Below are 17,339 nucleotides of genomic sequence, written 5' to 3' on the forward strand. Positions count from 1 at the left end.
CCATTAACGATATAAACACGTCGTTTAGTCGGCTGTTCGTGGCGGTCTTCACAATGCATCCATTACCGGCCCGAACGGTCGCCGCAGATCGGCCGTTCGGCTGCACGGTCACTGTGACCGAGTGGGGTCTACCCCGATCGGAGACTTCGTTTGAAAGCAGTCTTTCTGAGGGCGCGAAACACGATGATCGCGAACGGCCGCTTCGGTCAATCGCCTGCGGTCCTGTGTGATTAAACGAATGGCCGTTGTACCTCACAGTAGTTGCCGTTAATTTCGCCTTGGGTCGAAGGGTCGAACAGGGTCGACACCCGCCGTTTCCCCCAAAATCCGCGAAGAACCAAAAAAATGCCCGCCGTCAGGGCGGGCGCAATCCATATCCGGGGAGATATGGAGGAGACAGCTCCGACGCTTCACCGCTGGAACGCGCGCGTGTCTTCTCGCCGATCGCCTGGCCGTTGTCCAGCAAGTTGCGTCTCGTCTAGCCGCCGCCGATTCCCTGAAGGACCTTTCCTGTACCGTTGCAAACGCTACAGCGCCGCCCTTCGACGGCGCCTGTTCCGCGGCATGCGCGGCACACGTCTTCTTCGACACCGGGCGCGTCGGGCGGTCCTTCGTCTTGGGGGTTCAAGGGTGTATCGCCTGGTGCATGTCGGCCTCGGCTTTCCGTGACCACAGGAGAGAGCGCAAGCGCTATACCCGTGTCGAGTCATTGCCGAATCGACGTGCATTCATGTTCGGTCTTGCGTCACGAACGGTTCCGTTACGGTTCCGTTTGCGAATGAGGCTGACCTCGCCGTTGCGTTCGAGAATGGCCGCCTGTACGTCGTCGAGATCAGGCGAGTGAAACGACTGCCGCGCGGCCTCGAAGATATCCGTCTTCGTGATGAGAGCCGCCGACATCTGACGCGCGTCGAAGCGGCCCTCGCGATAGATCTCGCGTTCGCTTCCGACCGCGAGCGATTCGAGCCATCGCGACCGCACGCAAACCCATGCAAGCGCGCGATGGATCAGAACGATCACGAGCGACGCGGTCAGAGTCGGAACGACGGGCGACGCGCCGACGATCACGCGGCTCAACGTCGCGCCAAGCAGGATGGCCACGACATAGTCGAACGGAGAGCGCTGGCCGAACGAACGTCGGCCGGAAATGCGGATAAAGAGCAGCGCAGCGAAGAATACGACTATCGCTCGCATCGCGGCCTGAAGCACGTTCAGGTCTTTGCCCTCGCCGAATACTGCAATCAGCACATCCATTTTCGTTTCCTGCCGAGCCGAGCGTTCGGATCATAGGGATAAGTCCACGCGTTGTTTTCCAGTGTCAGCCAGAATTCTGCTTGCGTCAGTGAGGACAGATCGCTCAAGAGGACGAACGGAATCATGCGGATACCGGCGCGCCACAACGCGGCGCCGACATGATGGTGATCGAGTGCGTACGGCGCGCCGCCAGGACCATACATGACGGCTACGGGCTTCGGGGTGCAGGATTTGTGCCCGTGCCTGGCTCATCCTGTTCGAAGCGCTGTGCTCTCCATCGCGCTGCAATTCACGGTGCCGTACCCGCGCTATGCGAAGTTCGTGAAGTGGCTGACGCTCGACGGCTGCGCTTCAGCAGCGATGTGCGCATCCTGCTGCGCATCGACGCCCCTGCGTCCGAGATAGCGGTCGAGCCAGCCCGGCACCCATCTGTTGGCGACAATCGCCTTGATCGACGAAGCGCCGACCCACTTCGCGGCGTCGATGCGTGGCGGCCCAATAGATCGCGCGCGCCGCGACTTCCGGATTGCAGCGGAATCGAACGATAGGCGAGGGCGGAGCTGACCTGCACGATCACGCCGCCTCACGTGACGATCGCGCAGGCGCGCGCGTTCGCGCGGACGTTAATGGAGGGCGATCCGAAAGAAGGCAGCGTGATTGCGAATACCGCGCGTCAGGTGTTGGGCTCGGTCATTCCAGGCAGCAAGGACTAGCGGGCGGACGTGCGTGATGCGCTTACATGCGAAGAACGGCGGCTGACGTCCATGTAAAGGTCACAGTGTGATGTAAATCGTACGCGCATTGCAGGCTGGCGTTTGCGGGCATGTTTTTGCGTACATGATGCGGCGTTTGCGGTGGCTTCTCGTCCTGATTGCAGAAGCTGCGCGACGGGGACCGTGCCCGTTTCTTGCTGAGCTAGTACGGGCGCGTCACGTCGCGGTATGCAGGCATCGAAAGGGGGAGTAGGCGGATGCAACGGAAGCCGGAAGACGTGCATCGCGGCGGCAGAGGTGTGTGGACTCGTGCTGCCGCCGCGATCGCGTCGATGGCTGGCTTGATGGCTGCACAGACCGATGCACAGGGCGCGCCCCTCGATTACTTCCTGCATGCGGGCGGTCCCGCCGCTGGGCCGACGATGCGCCTCGGCTGGGCGCTCGCCGCGCTCTCGATGAGCGTGATCGCGATCGTCGCGCTGCTGCTCGCCATTGCGATTGCACGCCGCCGCCATGCACGCGGCCCGAACACGCTTGAACAAGGGGAAAAGGGCGCGCTTCGTTGGGTGTACATCGGTACGGGCATTTCGTCCGCGCTGCTGATCGCGGCGCTCGCCTATACGCTCGTCACGCTCGATTCGGTAGCGGCGCCGCCGCATGCGCCTTCGCTGACGGTAACGGCGTACGACTGGTGGTGGAAAGTCGACTACAGCGATGCCGACGGCGGCCCCGCATTCGTCACGGCGAACGAGATTCACATCCCTGTCGGAGAAAAGCGCTGCCTCGCGCTGACGATCGGCGGACTGTACTGGCATTTTGTCGATCTCGTGTGGCTCTTCATCTTCACGACGATCTATCTGTCGCCGTATGTGCTGAGGGGGCGCGCATGAGCGACAACCGCACACAAACGCGGCAGCGGCGCGAAGAGGCGGCGGCGCGCATCGACACTCCGCACTTTAACTCGGGGCGCAAAATGCCGTCGTTCGCGGGCAAGCTGACCGATACCGAAATGGCGCGTGTGCTGACATTCGTCCGCAATACATGGGGCAACGATGCCGCGCCTGTGACGACACATGAAGTAGCGCGCATCCGTCAAGAAACAGGCAAGTAGCGCTGAAGCGCTAGAGTCGAATCGTTGCGTTCGCGATACTTCATGCCGAGGCATAGCATCTATACGAAAGAGTCGATCTTCGGACATAACGACGGTCTTAATAAGGTAATCCGTAGCGACTAGTCTTTGGGAACGAGATGCGCGAGGTGGCGGATGCCATGCCGCGCGTCGATGCAGTCTGCTGGAGGCGACCATGCTCGACACCGCTGTCTTTCGCAACGGTTTTCGGTCGCCCTCCGCGCGGACCACACAGCGTCCGTCGCGTGTGGCGCGTTCCCATTCGGGCGTCGTACCTTATGCGCTCGTGTACGTCGACACGGACAGTGTTGGCAGTCCCAACAGCACGAGCGTCGATCCGTTCGCATATCTCCAACAGGCCATCACGCTCAACCGGAGCCTGCTCGCTGCCGGCTTGCCGCGATTGACCGTCGCGACCAACGTGGCGGACCGGGTCGAGCACTATCTTGCCGATATCGCCGCGGACTGGCGTCCCGATGTGTTGCAGCTTAGGCCCTCGACACTCGAGTTGCCGAAGGCCACGCGGTTCTATGGCACGCACTTCAAGCTCGATTTGCTGGCGCAGGCGGCCGCTACGTTAGACGAAGGCCAGCTGCTGATGCTGCTCGATACCGACATGCTTGCGCTTCGGGGCGTGAGCGCGGAACTGCTGCTGCGCTGCCGTGCGACGGGCGTGGGCGCATATGACATCACCGATCAGGAGTTCTCCGCTTATGGCGAGAGCCGCGTCATCGCCGATCTGGAGACGGTCGCAGGCAAGCGGCTTGTCAATCCGAGATGGTTCGGCGGCGAGGCGCTGCTGGCATCGGCGGCGTTCATCGACAAGCTCGGGCCCCGCGCACGCGCATGCTTCGAACGGTACAGGTCCTCGATCGACCAGTTGAACCACAACGGCGACGAGACGTTCATCTCCGCGGCGCTGAACCTGCTCGCCGAAGAAGGACAGCAGATCATCGATCTCGGCGCACACCGGCTGGTGGGACGCCACTGGTCCGGCAATACGCATCGCGATCTGCGCTGGTTCAAGGGATGTACGTTGCTGCATCTGCCCGACAGCAAGCGGCTGCTCGAACGTCAGGCGCGCCACCCGACGTTCAGCGTGGCGCGCATCTTGCGTAGAGTTGTATTGGCGCACGCGTTCAACCGGATGTTGTGGCCGCTCAGGCGGTGGCGCCGCGCTCGCTCGCGTCTGCGTCGGATGCCGGCCAGTCACGTTGCCAGGGTCGACGTGCTGATTCTCGATCCCGATACAGGCAGGCTGTCGGCGCTGGCTTCCCGGCTGACCTCGCGCGGCGTCGTCGTGATGCCGACGGTCACGTTGGAAGAAGCACGCGATGCCGCGCGGCGGCTCGATCCGCGTGTCATCGTCACGTCGAGTCGGATTTTTCCCGGCGATCGCGGCGATGTGTTGGACACGATCCAACGCAGCGCGGGCCGTCCCGTGATGATCGCCTTTTCGAGCGACGATGCGCGCCTCGACTGGACACAGTGGGACGGGTGGTTTCCGCGCTCCGCCGATCCCGGCGAAGTGGTGGAAGCGGTTATGGAAGCGCTGGGCAGACGGTAGCGCGCCAACGCGCGCATCGTTGCCGGGCGTCGGCAGGGTTGCGAAAACGTCTGAAGAAGTTCGTCTTGTCTGTCGATACATGCCGGCGCATGTCTCGATGAATCAGGTGGAGGAATCATGTTTGTGGCAGAGAACGGGCGTCAACTCGCCGACGGATACAGAGGCAGTGTTTCGAGCTTTCAACGGGTCGCGTTCGTGCTGACGGATGCGTGCGACCTGTTGGGCGTAGCCGTCGTCGCCGAAGCGCTCGACTGCGCGAGCGAACTGGCGGGCGTTCAGCACGCGTGCAAGTACGGGATGCAGTTTCTGTCCGCGCATGGCGGCGTCGTGCAGTGCCATCGTTCGCTGGTTGTGTCGACGGGCAAATTGGGCGATACGATCGGGACGCGATTCGCGTGCGTGTTCGTCGCCGCAGGGCCGAACGCAGACGAGGTGTGCAACGGGCTATCCCATGCAGCGTGGCTGCAGCGCGTCAGGGCGACAGCCACGCCCGTGCGATTTCTCGCGGCCGATACCGTGCACGATACCGCACACGATTGCGCGCACGTATCCGAGCGTGATCGTGTCATGCAGGCCTCGCAGGCCAAAGCGCGATTATCCGGCGCGATCAAAGCGGCCTTCGAAATCATTCGCGACGATCTGGGCGAGACGATTGCGCGCGAGGCCTTGCATCGCACGGTCAGCGTACAGGTCGACACGATTCTGTCATCGATCGACACGGGCATGAGCACTGCCGACAAGGTGCGCGCGGCCGGGCGGTGGCTCAAGAACAACTGTCACCGTCCCGTCAGCGTCGCCGATGCGGCGCACGCGTGCGCGATGAGCCAGCGTACGTTGCTGCGCTACTTTCAGGCGTGCCTCGGGACTTCGCCATCGGAATACCTGCAACGGGCGAGGCTCGATCTGGCTTGCGTGCTGCTCGCCGAAACCTCGCTGCCCGCGGACAAGATCGCACGGCGTGTCGGCCTGACCGACGGCGGCAGGCTCGGCAAGCTGTTTCGCCGCTGTCTCGGGAAGTCGCCGACCGAGTATCGCGCGGGGCAGCGTGCCAGTGCGAATGGTCTGCAGCCTGTCCATGCGAACGAGCGGCCGCTCGAGGTTCAGGCGGACATGGAGGCAACGCAGTGCGCCGCTGCATGATCTTCTTTCGTCCATCGACATGCGTAGCGTTGCGCACCCGATAATCGTCAGCGGAAAGCCCGCGCGGGTCGTCGAACTTGCAATCCTTGCGCCGTAACATATGCTGGCGTTGAGGTTCGTTCGGCCAGGGCGCGGGTCGTGCCCCGTATCGGCGAACGGGCGTGGCACCGCCATGCCTTTGATGCGGCGAATCGGGAGGACGCAACGTGACCACCAACCCGACATCAGACGTAACCCCGAGCGCCGGATCGGCGCGCACCGGGCTCTCCGTCGATGCGCTGCGGCGCGGCGTGCTCGACAATCTGATCTGCCTGCAGGCGCGTCCTCCCAGCATCGCTACGCCGTACGACTGGTACATGGCGCTATCGTACAGCGTGCGTGACCGCATGCTGGCGCGCTGGGCCGCGACGGTCCAGAACTATGTCGTGCGCGACCTGCGGGTCGCGTGCTACCTCTCCGCTGAATTCCTGATCGGCCCGCAGCTCGGCAACAATCTCGTGAACCTCGGCATCGAGGACAACGCGCGCGCCGTCATGCAGTCGCTCGGCCAGGACCTCGATACGCTGCTCGCGCTGGAGGAAGAGCCGGGGCTCGGCAATGGCGGGCTCGGCAGGCTCGCTGCCTGTTATCTCGACTCGCTGGCGACGCTCCAGATACCGTCCGTCGGTTACGGCATCCGCTACGAGTTCGGCATCTTCGATCAGGAGATACGCGACGGCTGCCAGGTGGAAGTCACCGACAAGTGGCTGCAAAAAGGCAACCCGTGGGAAATCGTGCGCCCGAGCGTGTGTTATTACGCCGCCTTTGGCGGACATACGGAAAAGTGGACCGACGAGCAAGGCCGCTTCCGTGTGCGCTGGATGCCGGCACGGATGGTCAAGGGCGTGGCCTGCGATACGCCGATGCTGGGCTTTCGCGTGAACACGTGCAACACGTTGCGCTTGTGGAAAAGCGAGGCAATCGAGTCATTCGACCTGCAGGATTTCAATGCAGGCGATTACTACCAGGCCGTGCAGGAAAAGGTGATTTCGGAGACGCTGTCGAAGGTGCTCTATCCGAACGACGAACCCGAAGCCGGCAAGCGGCTGCGTCTTGCGCAGCAGTACTTCTTCGTCTCCTGCTCGTTGCAGGACATGTTGCGCATTCTCGATCTGAAGGGCGTGCACGTCTCGCGTTTCGCCGACATGTTCGCAGTTCAGCTGAACGATACGCATCCGTCCATCGCCGTTGCCGAGCTGATGCGCCTGCTCGTCGACGTACGGCTTCTTCCCTGGGACGAAGCATGGGACATCACGTGCCGCACGCTCGCCTATACCAACCACACGCTGTTGCCCGAAGCGCTCGAAACGTGGGGCTTGCGGCTCTTCGGCAGATTGCTGCCGCGTCCGCTCGAAATCATCTACGAGATCAATCACCGGTTCCTCGACGACCTGAGGCGAAAGTATCCGGGCGACGAGGCGCGCGTCGCGCGCATGTCGCTGATCGACGAGAGCGGCGAGAAGAAGATCCGCATGGCGTATCTGTCGACAATCGGCAGCCACGCCGTCAACGGCGTCGCGGCGCTGCATTCGACGCTGCTCAGGCAGACCGTGCTGCACGACTTCGCGGAGCTGTGGCCCGAGCGTTTCGACAACGTCACCAACGGCGTCACGCCGCGCCGCTTCCTGCTGCTGAGCAACCCGGGTCTTGCGCGGCTACTCGACACAACAGTCGGCGATGGCTGGGTCACTGATCTCACACAGCTTCGCAGGCTCGAAGCGTACGCCGACCATGCCGCGTTCCACGAGCAATGGCGTGCCGTCAAGCATGCGAACAAGCAGGTTCTCGCGGAACAGATTCGCCATGTGACGAATATCGACGTGGACCCCGATGCGCTGTTCGACATTCAGGTCAAGCGCATCCACGAGTACAAGCGACAGCATCTGAACGCGCTCTACATCATCACGCTTTACCAGCGCCTGCGCCGCAACGTCGAGCATGGCGCCGTGCCGCGCTGCTTCGTGTTCGGCGGAAAGGCCGCGCCGGGTTATGCGATGGCGAAGCTGATGATCCGGCTGATTACGGGCATCGCCGAAGTCGTGAACAACGATCCCGCGATGCACGGCAGGCTGAAGGTCGTGTTCTTTCCGGATTTCAACGTGAAGAATGCCCAGTTCATCTATCCCGCCGCCGACCTGTCCGAGCAGATTTCGACCGCGGGCAAGGAGGCGTCGGGCACCGGCAACATGAAGTTCATGATGAACGGCGCCATCACGATAGGCACGCTGGACGGCGCGAACGTCGAGATTCGCGAAGAAGCAGGCGACGAGAACTTCTTCCTCTTTGGCCTCACTGCCGCGCAGGTGGAGCGCGTCAGGCGCGAAGGCTATCGTCCCGCTGCGCATGTCGAAAGCAATGCGGAGTTGCGCGAAGTGCTGGATCTGATCGCAGGCGGACAATTCTCGCGCGGCGACCATCACGTGTTTCGGCCGCTGGTCGACAATCTGCTGCACGCGGACCCGTTCCTCGTGCTCGCCGATTACGCCGATTACGTCGCGTGCCAGGAGCGCGTGAGCGCTGCGTGGCTGGACCCGGCACGCTGGACTCGCATGTCGATACTCAATACGGCGCGCTCGGGGAAGTTCTCATCGGATCGAGCGATCGCCGAGTATTGCGAACGGATCTGGAAGATCTCGCCTGTAAAAATCGCGCTTGAATGACGGCTGGTGAGTGCGGATCATCGTGACTGCGAAGTTGCAATCGCAACGCCGACCACCGCAACACCCATTGCCCACCACGCGGACGGCGGCAGCGTTTCGCCGAGAAACGCATGGCTCATGAGCGCCGCGGCAGGCGGCACGAAGAAGAACAGCGCAGCCACCTTCGACACCTTGCCGGCGCGCGTCATCGCGAGCAGCAGGCTGATCGCGATCAGTGAATTGCCGAGCACGAGATACGCCATGACAGCCGTGAAGGTCCCCGTCCACTGCACGTGGCCATGCTCGAACAACATGGCCATCGGCGCGCAACACACGAGGCCGACCGCGTACTGGACGAGATTCGCCATCAACGGATCGTTCGATGCGGCCGTGCGCTTTTCATAGAGCATCGCGCCCGTGATGCCGAGCAGCGCGCCGATTGCGAGCAGAACGGGGCCCAGCGAATCCACCTGGACGCGGCTGCGCGCAACGATGACACCCGCCGCGCCCGCGAGACCGAGTATGAGCCCCGTCCAGCGGCGTGCACCGACGCGCTCGCCGACCAGCTTCGGCGCGAGCACGCCGACGAGTATCGGTTGCAGCGAGACGATCAGTGCGAGCACCGACGTCTCGATGCCCGCCGTCATCGACAGATAGCTCAGCCCGAAGTACAGCACCTGCACGAGAAAGCCGACGACGATCAGATGCTTCCACGCATCCAGCCCGCGCGGCCATGCAGGCCGGCGCACCGCGCACAGGACGACGAGCACGCTGACGCTCAATGCAAAGCGGATCGCAAGAAAGGTGAGGGGCGACGCATAGCGCAGGCCGATCTTCGCAATCGGGAAACCGGCGGACCACAACAGCAGAAAGATCACGGGGCCGGCGACCGTCAACCAGCGTTGTCCGTCGGCTGATACTGCGTTCGTCGCCTGTTCCATTTACATCCTTGTTGGTTGTGAAGTCACGGGGGGTGATTGCAACGCACAATCGCTGCGTTGACAAGCGGGTCAGTCGCAAGACGCGCGAACGGGTGATGGCGATGGCACAGCAAATGCAGATTTCACGTGAGGTGCGACTGGACACTTTGTGCCCGCCTCAAATCCAAAACACCGTTTCCCCACGCGGCTCCTACCCTGTAAATCAAGCCCGGCTCGCTCAAGACGCCTTATCAAAGCATCCCTCCACAGGCACCTTTCGGGTGCGCAGCCCGACATCGGCCTGCCGTTCATCCGCAACGGGGCGCCCGTCGGTGTACTTCCCGTGACACAGGGGCGTGCAGAACTTCCCGCATCTCGCCGACCCAACCGGCCACGTTCGACAGTCGCGCCGCCCGCTTGAAAAGGCGGCTTTTTTGTGTTCGAGCGAGTGCTGTCTGATGAAAAGTGACACCATCGCATCAGAGTCGGCTTCGATTCTGACAGCACGCGCTACACCCACTATCCAGGTGGATGCCAGTCCCCGTCGTACTGCGAAGTGAAATTGAAGGACCGCCTCTTGGCTGCCGCTGTCGTTCCGGACCCGCTCCGGGCATATGGAACGTCAGCGGATGTCTGATCTACGACCAATAAAAGGGATGAAAAATGGAAATTCTCGAGCTCAACCACGAAGTCATTCGCACGGCACGCGACGGCGAAGCAAACCAGAAAGTTGCGAACATCGGCCTTCAGGAGCCGGAACGTCTGCCGTTTACAGTACGTATAGCCGTCACCCGCGAGGACATCGCAAAGGCCGTGGCCGTCAGGCGCAGCGCCTATGGGCGTCACTTGCCCGAGTTCGCGCGAACGATGACCATCGAGGACGTCGACATCGCGCCGGGCACGACGATCCTGCTCGCGGAATCGAGGCTCGATCGCGCACCAATTGGCACGATGCGGGTTCAGACAAACGAATTCGCGGAGTTGCCCGTCGAGCATTCGGTCGAGCTGCCGTCCTGGTGCGCGTCGGGCCGGCTGGCTGAAGCGACGCGCCTCGCCGTGACGGGGCCGTCGAGCGGCCGGATGGTCAAGATGATGCTGTTCAAGGCGCTGTTCCTGCTGTGCGAGCAGCGGGGCATCGACTGGCTGCTGATCACGGCACGTTCGCCCATCGACCGTGAGTACGAGGCGATGCTGTTTCGCGACATTTTTGCCGATCACCGTTATGTTCCAATGACGCATGTCGGCGGGCTGCCGCACCGTGTCATGGCGGGCGAGGTATCGGCGGCGCGCCGGCGCTGGGCGGAGGCGAGGCACCCGCTGTACAGGTTCGTGTTCGAAACGCCTCACCCGGACCTGGACCTGACGCACCCCGCGGAAGGGGCGCTCTGCCTCGAGGCGGCGGCGTAATAATTGCCGGCCAGCCACCGGCGCCGCGTTATTGCAGGGATAATGCGGATGCGGGTGGCGGATCAAATGACGGAAAGAGCACGGCTGTGCGTTATCGGGTTGCACAGCCGTCATAAAACAGGCTTTGCTGCATTGGGGGTGCCGCAGACATGATGCGGTCGCGATGGTTGTCACGAATACTACGTTGCGCTGGCTCGTCGATCGACGCGTGGCTGGACGCGTTCTCCATTTACGGCGTGCCGGCCGCGGTTGCGATCGGCACGGTCGTCGTGCTGGTGTGCCTGCCGCACGCATTCCAGCCGAAAGCCGCGCAACCATTGCAGTTCAAGGTACTCGACGACAAGACCGCGTCGATGGGGCCCGTGGAGGCCCGCGCGGCGCTGTCCGGCGCGCGCGAAACGACCCGCTACGGCACGAAGCTTTCGGAAACCCCGATCTGGATCGAATTCCTCGCACCCGCATCCCGTTCGGCGGACCGCATTCTCGAATTCCCGTCGCGCCACGCCACGTCGATGCAATGCTGGCTCGCTTCGAATCTGACGCCGCTCGGCCAGGCTGACCGCGAGCACCAGACGGTGCCGATGCGCGCGGCCAAGGCCGGCTTTGCGATTCCGTTCGACGCAAACGATAGCGCAAACGTAATCCTGTGCCGCGCGACGTATTCCGGGCCGGCTCAGGTGTCGGTGCTGTCGTGGGGCCCCGACGAATTTCACGTCTCCGAACTCGACTTCCAGGAAGGCGCCGCGCTGATCGCCGGCGGCCTGCTGACCCTCGCGTGCTTCGTGTTCGTCACCGCGCTGATCAATCGCGAATGGACGTACGTGCTGTTTTCCATGTGGCTGGTCGGCAATCTGCGCATGTGCGCCAACGCGATGGGCTGGGACACGCAATGGGTCGACCGGACGATTCCCTCGACGTCGATCGCCTTCTTGCGCGAACTGAGTTTTGCCGCGTACTACATCGTGACGGGCGCGCTGTTCAGCCGGCTGTTCCGCCGGGAGCTGCGCCGCACCGGGTTCATCCGGCTCTATCGGACGGCGCAGTGGGCGGGCGTGCTGCTGCTGGTCGCCGCGCTGGTGCTGCCGTATTCGCGCTTCATTCTGGCGCTGTGGTCGCTCGGCGGCTTCGGAATCTGCGTGCTGATCCTTCATCTCGCGCAGTTCGTCAGGAAAGCGCGCTCGCGGACGGTGATGTGGTACGTCGGCTCGCTCGCGGTCGTGCTCGGCTCGACGTTCTCGGAGCTGATCGGCGCGGTGTTCGGCCTGCCCGCGCTCGCGGCAGGGGTGAGCCCCGTGCTGGCCGCGCTGACTTCGAGCATGATGGCCGCGTTCGCAATCGCCGAGCAGATGCGTGCCGAACGACAGCACCGCCGGCAGGCCGAAATCGACTTGCGCAACACCTATGACGTGGCTCCCGTCGGGCTTTTCACGCTCGATGCGATGGGCCGCTTCGTTCGCGCGAACCCGGCGCTGCTGCAGATGCTCGCCCTCGACAGGGTGTCGTACCGGATGCATCACTGGAACGATTTCTTCGAAGCGGGAGCGTGGGGCAAGCTGGAGTCGTTTCTGACGGGCGGCTCGGTTGGCTCGGGTGGCGAAGCGGGTATCAACGGCATGACGTTGCTCGGGCAGTCCGACCGGCGCTTTCAAATTTCGGCGATCCGCTCCGGCCAGTTTATCGAAGGGTCGCTGCAGGACGTGACGGAGCGCTCGAAGGCTGTCGAGCGTCTGCGTTTCCTCGCCGAGCACGATTCGCTGACGGGCCTGCTGAACCGGCGCGGCGTGGAGAGCGCGATCGCGGCGCAGTCTGAGACGGTTTCGCGCTGGGTGCTGGTCTATATCGATCTGGACCGCTTCAAGCTGATCAACGATCTGTTCGGCCATCAGGCGGGCGACGAAGTGTTGAGGCTGGTCGCGAAACGCATCGTCGGCATGCTCGACGAGCGCTGCGCGCTTGGGCGTATCGGCGGAGACGAGTTCGTCTGCATCATGAAGGACGTGTCGATCGACGAAGCGCTCGAACATTGGACCAACGTCGTGAACGCGATCAACGATGTGCCGTATCAGGTCGGCAACCGGGCGTTCATGGTCAAGGCGTCGATAGGCCTCACCGAATGCGAGCACGGCATGCGCGTGCAGGATGCGCTCGCGCACACGGACCGTGCGTGCCGCGAGGCGAAGCACAAATCGGGCAACAGCATCGTTGCGTACCGGCGCGGCGCCGCGGCGTTCGAGCACCGCGCGGCCGAATTGCGGCTCGTCGAGTCGTTCCGCGGCACCAGTCTCCCGCCGGGGCTGTTCCTGCTGATGCAGCCCATCATGTCGCTGTCCGCGCCGTATGATTCGCTGAACTTCGAAGTGCTGCTGCGCATGCGCTCGCCGGAAGGGCAGCTCATCACGCCGGACCGCATCCTGAGCGCGGCCGAAGAATCGGGCGCGATCGCCGCCATCGACATGTGGGTCGTCAAGACCACGCTCGAATGGATCTCCGGGCATCAGGCGCATCTTGCGAATACGCAGTTCATCTGCGTGAACCTGAACGGCGCGTCGCTGAACGACGAGCGGTTCACGCGCGAGATTTTCGATCTGCTGGTGGAGCACCGGCCCGTCTTGCAGTACCTGTGCCTCGAAATCACCGAAAGTGTCGCACTGCACGATCTGGAGAACACGCAGCGCTTTATCGCGCGCATTCATGACCTCGGCGCGAAAATTGCGCTCGACGACTTCGGCGCGGGCTATACGTCGTTCCGTTATCTCAAGCTCTTGTCCGCCGATGCATTGAAGATCGACGGCGAATTCGTGCGTTCGATGCGCGAGCATCCAAAGGACGTGGCGATCGTCGAGGCGCTGGTCTCGCTCGCGGGCGCGCTCGGCATGCGCAGCGTCGCGGAGTGGGTCGAGGACGCCGATACGCTGACGATGCTCAGGGAACTCGGCGTCGACTACGTGCAGGGCTACGCGATCGCGCGGCCACTGGAGCCCGAGCTGATTCTCGCAGCGAAGTCGTCCGCTGATTTCGTGACGGATTCCGCCGTGGCGAGCGCGATCAGCGCGCAGGCGCGTTCGAACGACCCCTTCGAGATTTACTAGGCTCGTGTACTGAACTGGCGCAGTCTCCGCATCGGAGGCTTGCGCGCCGACGCGCTTCATCCCTTCATCCAATAGCGCGTGGGTGCTCTCAAGCGTCAATGACGCTTCATGACCGCTTTCCACGGATATAACCCTCGCTTCGCTCAATTCATTCGACGCAGCCGTTCCTCCCTGCAAGCGTCGCGCCTGCTTTCCTCCTTCTCTGAAATTTTCCCGAAAAAACTCATCGGCATTGCTTGCCAGGGAATGTACTTATTAGAGTACCGTTGTATACCGACGTACTCTGAGTTGGAGCGAAACGACGTGCCACTCAGGCAGCATCGCACCAGAACACGTCTGATAACAGTTGAACAACGGGAGCTTCAGAATGGCTGACTATGATGTGATCGTCGTAGGCGCGGGCAATGCCGCGCTGGCAGCAGCAGTATCCGCGCGCGAGAACGGCGCCGAACGCGTCGTCGTACTGGAGAAGGCGCCTCGCGCGATGCGCGGCGGCAATACGCACTGGAGCGGCGGCGTGCTGCGATTTGCTTTCGACGATCCGCGCGAAATCGGGCCACTGCTGCCTGGCGTCGAGAAAGAGTTCGAAGACTTCTATGCCGGCATCCAACCCTATACGCGCGCCGATTTCCACGGCGACCTGATGCGTGTCACGAGCGGGCAAACTGATCCTGTTCTGTCGCGCGTGCTGGTCGACAACTCGAAGGACACCGTCTTCTGGATGCACGAAACCGGTCAGATCAAGATGGAGCCCGCCGTCAGCCTGACGGGCGTGCGCAAGGGCAATCAGATCATCTGGGCGCGCGGGCTCGTCGTGCGGGCGGAGCATGAAGGCGTGGGCCTTTCGCGCAGCTGGTTCGCGGCCGTCGAGCGGCTCGGCATCGCGGTGCGCTACGGTGCGGCCGTCACTGCGCTGCTGCAGGACGAAAGCGGTCGCGTGAGCGGCGTTCGCGTGCGCGATGACGAAGGTATTCACGAATTGCGGAGCCGTTCGGTGATTCTCGGTTGCGGCGGCTTCGAAGCGAACGTGCAGATGCGCACGCAACATATCGGCCCGCTCGTCGGCGGCGCGAAAGTGCGCGGCACACCGCACAATCAGGGCGACGGGCTGCGCATGGCGATGGCCATCGGCGCGATGCCGTGGGGGCAATGGAGCGGCTGTCACGCGACGCCCATCAGCGCCGACTGGGGCAACTTCGCGCCGCGCGAAATGACAGACCGCAGCAATCGACTGAGCTACTTGTATGGCGTGATGATCAACCGCAAAGGCAATCGCTTCGTCGACGAAGGCGAAGACGGCGCGATGTTCACTTACGCCAAATACGGGCGCGCGATTCTCGCCGAACCCGGTGCGAAGGTCTATCAGCTGTTCGATTCGAAAACCGTGCATCTGCTCGAACCGCGTTACTCGACAAGCGATCCGCTTCGAGCCGATACGCTCGAGGCCTTGATCGAGCAACTCGATATCGACGACAAGCCGCGCGCGCTCAAGACGCTCCGAGAGTACAACGCCGCAGCACACGATATCGAAGAGGGCTTCGATGCGACGGGCAAAGACGGTCTGTCGACACACGGCCTCACGCCGGAGAAATCCAATTGGGCGCTCAAGCTGGACAAGCCGCCGTTCTACGCCTATTCGGCGACGGGCGGCATCACGTTTACGTTCGGCGGCGTGAAGGTCGACGAAGAGGCGCGCGTGATCGGCACGGACTGGCGTCCGATTCGGGGTCTCACCGCGTGTGGCGAAATGGTCGGCGGCCTGTTCTACGACAACTATCCGGCGGGCACGGGACTGGTTTCGGGCGCAACGTTCGGGCGCATCGCGGGCCGGACCTCAGCGCGCGCCTGAAGAGGAGGGGAACATGAGCCAGCCTCAACTGGACGACGAACGCGAATGGCCGATTGCAAAGCGGCTCGCGCAGCGCATCGCCGCGTTCGACGCGCAAGATCTGACGCCGCGTGCGCTTGCGGCGGCGCGCACGGCGATCATCGACACGATCGGTGTGACGCTCGCAGGTTCCGCCGAGCCCTGCGTGCGGATTCTGCTCGACACGCCGGGCATCGCCGATGCGCCCGGCAAGTGCACGGTCCTGGGCACGAACGTGAGAACGTCTGCACTCGATGCCGCGTTGCTCAACGGCACGGCCTCGCATGCCCTCGACTACGACGATTTCAGCCAGCCCATGGGCGGGCATCAATCGGTGCCGCTCGTCGCACCGCTGCTTGCGCTCGCCGAAGAACGCAAGCTGTCCGGCAACGCGTTGATCGCCGCGTATGTGATCGGTATTGAAACGGAGATACGGCTTGCGCGCGCGGTGAATTTTCACCACTACGACAAGGGCTGGCATCCGACAGCGACGCTCGGCATCTTCGGAACCGTCGCGGCTACAAGCCATCTGCTGAAGCTCGATAGCGAACAGATCGCAACGGCGCTTGCGATTGCGGCGTCGCTGGCGGCAGGGCTGAAGGCGAACTTCGGAACGATGGTCAAACCATTGCATGTCGGGCACATCGGCCGCAGCGGCCTCTTTGCGGTGCTGATCGCGGAACGCGGCTTCACCGCGAATGCCGCGGCGATCGAACACAGGCAGGGCTTTTTCAATGCGTTCAATGGCCCCGGTCATTACGACGCGCAACGTATCTTCGAGAACTGGGGCACGCCGCTGGAGGTCGAAAGCGAGACGCTGGGCCTCAAGCAGTTTCCATGCTGCGGCAGCACGCATCCGGCGATCGCGATGGCGCTTGCGCTCGTGCATGAGGAGCATGTGAAGCCGGAGCAGATCGAGTCGATTCATATTCAGGCGCACCGGCGGCGGCTTCCGCACACCGACAACCCCGATCCGCGCACGCCGCTCGGCGCGAAGTTCAGCGTGCAATATGCGGTCGCGCGTGCGCTTGTCGATGGTGTCGTGCGGCTCGAGAATTTCGAGGGCGACGCGCATCTCGATCCGCGCGTTCGTCGGCTGCTCGCGATCACGCGCACCGATCCGCATCCGGACATGCCGGAAGACGCGGAGCACCAGTTCGGCGCGGAAGTGACGCTGACGCTGCGCGACGGACGCGTGCTGTCGCGCCGCATCGACAATCTGATCGGGCGTGGACCCGCGAATCCGATGTCGACAGACGAGTTGTGGGAGAAGTTCGCCGATTGCAGCAAGCGGGCGATCGGTTCATCCGAAGCACTCGCGCTTTACGAGCGGCTCGAAGCGCTCGAAGAAGTGAGCGACGTCAGCACGCTTGCGCGTCTCTTGGCAAAGCGTGTGCTGCCCGGCGGCGACGTTGCAAAGCAAAAACTCGAAGTGTCGTCGGCGCCTGAGCGCAAGTCGGAGGAAACAGCCTGGGTGCCGTGAGTGCGCAGGCGAACAGGCAGCCGGTTGCGAGACAAGAAACTACGGATGGAGACAGACATGCTGAATGTTTTCGGATCATCTGGAAGTGGGAG

Annotated in this window: 11 protein-coding genes and 2 pseudogenes; 9 read left to right on the forward strand and 4 right to left on the reverse strand. The window is 63.0% G+C overall.

Features of this window, described 5'->3' with window-relative positions:
* Positions 1-478 precede the first annotated feature (478 nt).
* From BN2476_RS48365 to BN2476_RS24065, 3 genes and pseudogenes are all read right to left on the reverse strand, one after another.
* On the reverse strand, positions 479-673 hold the full coding sequence (locus BN2476_RS48365; protein WP_087736677.1) for a hypothetical protein: 195 nt from the start codon (positions 671-673) through the stop codon (positions 479-481).
* A 17-nt stretch (positions 674-690) separates the two neighbouring features.
* Positions 691-1,254: a DUF421 domain-containing protein gene (locus tag BN2476_RS24060; RefSeq protein WP_160111742.1), complete on the reverse strand. Its 564-nt coding sequence runs from the start codon at positions 1,252-1,254 to the stop codon at positions 691-693.
* Positions 1,242-1,478: pseudogene (locus BN2476_RS24065) on the reverse strand (ParB/Srx family N-terminal domain-containing protein); the annotation flags it as partial. The gene BN2476_RS24060 and the pseudogene BN2476_RS24065, both read right to left, overlap by 13 nt.
* A 746-nt stretch (positions 1,479-2,224) precedes the next feature.
* On the opposite strand from BN2476_RS24065, the gene BN2476_RS48375 reads away from it, so the two are divergent.
* From BN2476_RS48375 to BN2476_RS24095, 5 genes and pseudogenes are all read left to right on the forward strand, one after another.
* Positions 2,225-2,857, forward strand: coding sequence for a cytochrome c oxidase subunit 3 (locus BN2476_RS48375; protein WP_143811026.1), 633 nt, complete (start codon positions 2,225-2,227; stop codon positions 2,855-2,857).
* A 56-nt stretch (positions 2,858-2,913) separates the two neighbouring features.
* Positions 2,914-3,078, forward strand: a pseudogene (locus tag BN2476_RS24080) (c-type cytochrome); the annotation flags it as partial.
* A 193-nt stretch (positions 3,079-3,271) separates the two neighbouring features.
* Positions 3,272-4,663, forward strand: coding sequence for a response regulator receiver protein (locus tag BN2476_RS24085; protein ID WP_087736679.1), 1,392 nt, complete (start codon positions 3,272-3,274; stop codon positions 4,661-4,663).
* A 117-nt stretch (positions 4,664-4,780) separates the two neighbouring features.
* Complete coding sequence (locus BN2476_RS24090) at positions 4,781-5,803, forward strand: helix-turn-helix domain-containing protein (RefSeq protein WP_087736680.1); 1,023 nt, start codon at positions 4,781-4,783, stop codon at positions 5,801-5,803.
* A gap of 206 nt (positions 5,804-6,009) precedes the next feature.
* Positions 6,010-8,502 (forward strand): glycogen/starch/alpha-glucan phosphorylase, encoded by a 2,493-nt coding sequence (locus tag BN2476_RS24095; RefSeq protein ID WP_087736681.1) that lies wholly within the window; start codon positions 6,010-6,012, stop codon positions 8,500-8,502.
* Positions 8,503-8,519: 17 nt separating this feature from the next.
* Here the strand turns inward: BN2476_RS24095 and BN2476_RS24100 are convergent, their stop codons facing one another.
* Positions 8,520-9,422: a DMT family transporter gene (locus BN2476_RS24100; protein WP_087736682.1), complete on the reverse strand. Its 903-nt coding sequence runs from the start codon at positions 9,420-9,422 to the stop codon at positions 8,520-8,522.
* Positions 9,423-10,064: 642 nt separating this feature from the next.
* Here BN2476_RS24100 and BN2476_RS24105 point away from each other — a divergent pair.
* From BN2476_RS24105 to BN2476_RS24120, 4 genes are all read left to right on the forward strand, one after another.
* On the forward strand, positions 10,065-10,808 hold the full coding sequence (locus BN2476_RS24105) for an N-acyl amino acid synthase FeeM domain-containing protein (protein ID WP_087736683.1): 744 nt from the start codon (positions 10,065-10,067) through the stop codon (positions 10,806-10,808).
* Between the two features lie 167 nt (positions 10,809-10,975).
* Entirely contained in the window at positions 10,976-13,897 is a 2,922-nt protein-coding gene (locus BN2476_RS24110) for a putative bifunctional diguanylate cyclase/phosphodiesterase (RefSeq protein WP_235850936.1), read from the forward strand.
* 367 nt (positions 13,898-14,264) lie between these two features.
* Complete coding sequence (gene tcuA / locus BN2476_RS24115; RefSeq protein WP_087736685.1) at positions 14,265-15,746, forward strand: FAD-dependent tricarballylate dehydrogenase TcuA; 1,482 nt, start codon at positions 14,265-14,267, stop codon at positions 15,744-15,746.
* Positions 15,747-15,759: 13 nt separating this feature from the next.
* Positions 15,760-17,247 (forward strand): MmgE/PrpD family protein, encoded by a 1,488-nt coding sequence (locus tag BN2476_RS24120; RefSeq protein WP_087736686.1) that lies wholly within the window; start codon positions 15,760-15,762, stop codon positions 17,245-17,247.
* Positions 17,248-17,339 lie beyond the last annotated feature (92 nt).

Origin of the sequence: Paraburkholderia piptadeniae, from assembly GCF_900007165.1 — a bacterium.
Taxonomy (GTDB): Bacteria; Pseudomonadota; Gammaproteobacteria; order Burkholderiales; family Burkholderiaceae; genus Paraburkholderia; species Paraburkholderia piptadeniae.

Coding starts and splice junctions, on each gene's coding strand:
- BN2476_RS24100 (WP_087736682.1), bottom strand. CDS start 9,422: ATGGAACAGGCGACGAACGCAGTATCAGCCGACGGACAACGCTGGTTG.
- BN2476_RS24120 (WP_087736686.1), top strand. CDS start 15,760: ATGAGCCAGCCTCAACTGGACGACGAACGCGAATGGCCGATTGCAAAG.
- BN2476_RS48375 (WP_143811026.1), top strand. CDS start 2,225: ATGCAACGGAAGCCGGAAGACGTGCATCGCGGCGGCAGAGGTGTGTGG.
- tcuA (WP_087736685.1), top strand. CDS start 14,265: ATGGCTGACTATGATGTGATCGTCGTAGGCGCGGGCAATGCCGCGCTG.
- BN2476_RS24060 (WP_160111742.1), bottom strand. CDS start 1,254: ATGGATGTGCTGATTGCAGTATTCGGCGAGGGCAAAGACCTGAACGTG.
- BN2476_RS24090 (WP_087736680.1), top strand. CDS start 4,781: ATGTTTGTGGCAGAGAACGGGCGTCAACTCGCCGACGGATACAGAGGC.
- BN2476_RS24105 (WP_087736683.1), top strand. CDS start 10,065: ATGGAAATTCTCGAGCTCAACCACGAAGTCATTCGCACGGCACGCGAC.
- BN2476_RS24085 (WP_087736679.1), top strand. CDS start 3,272: ATGCTCGACACCGCTGTCTTTCGCAACGGTTTTCGGTCGCCCTCCGCG.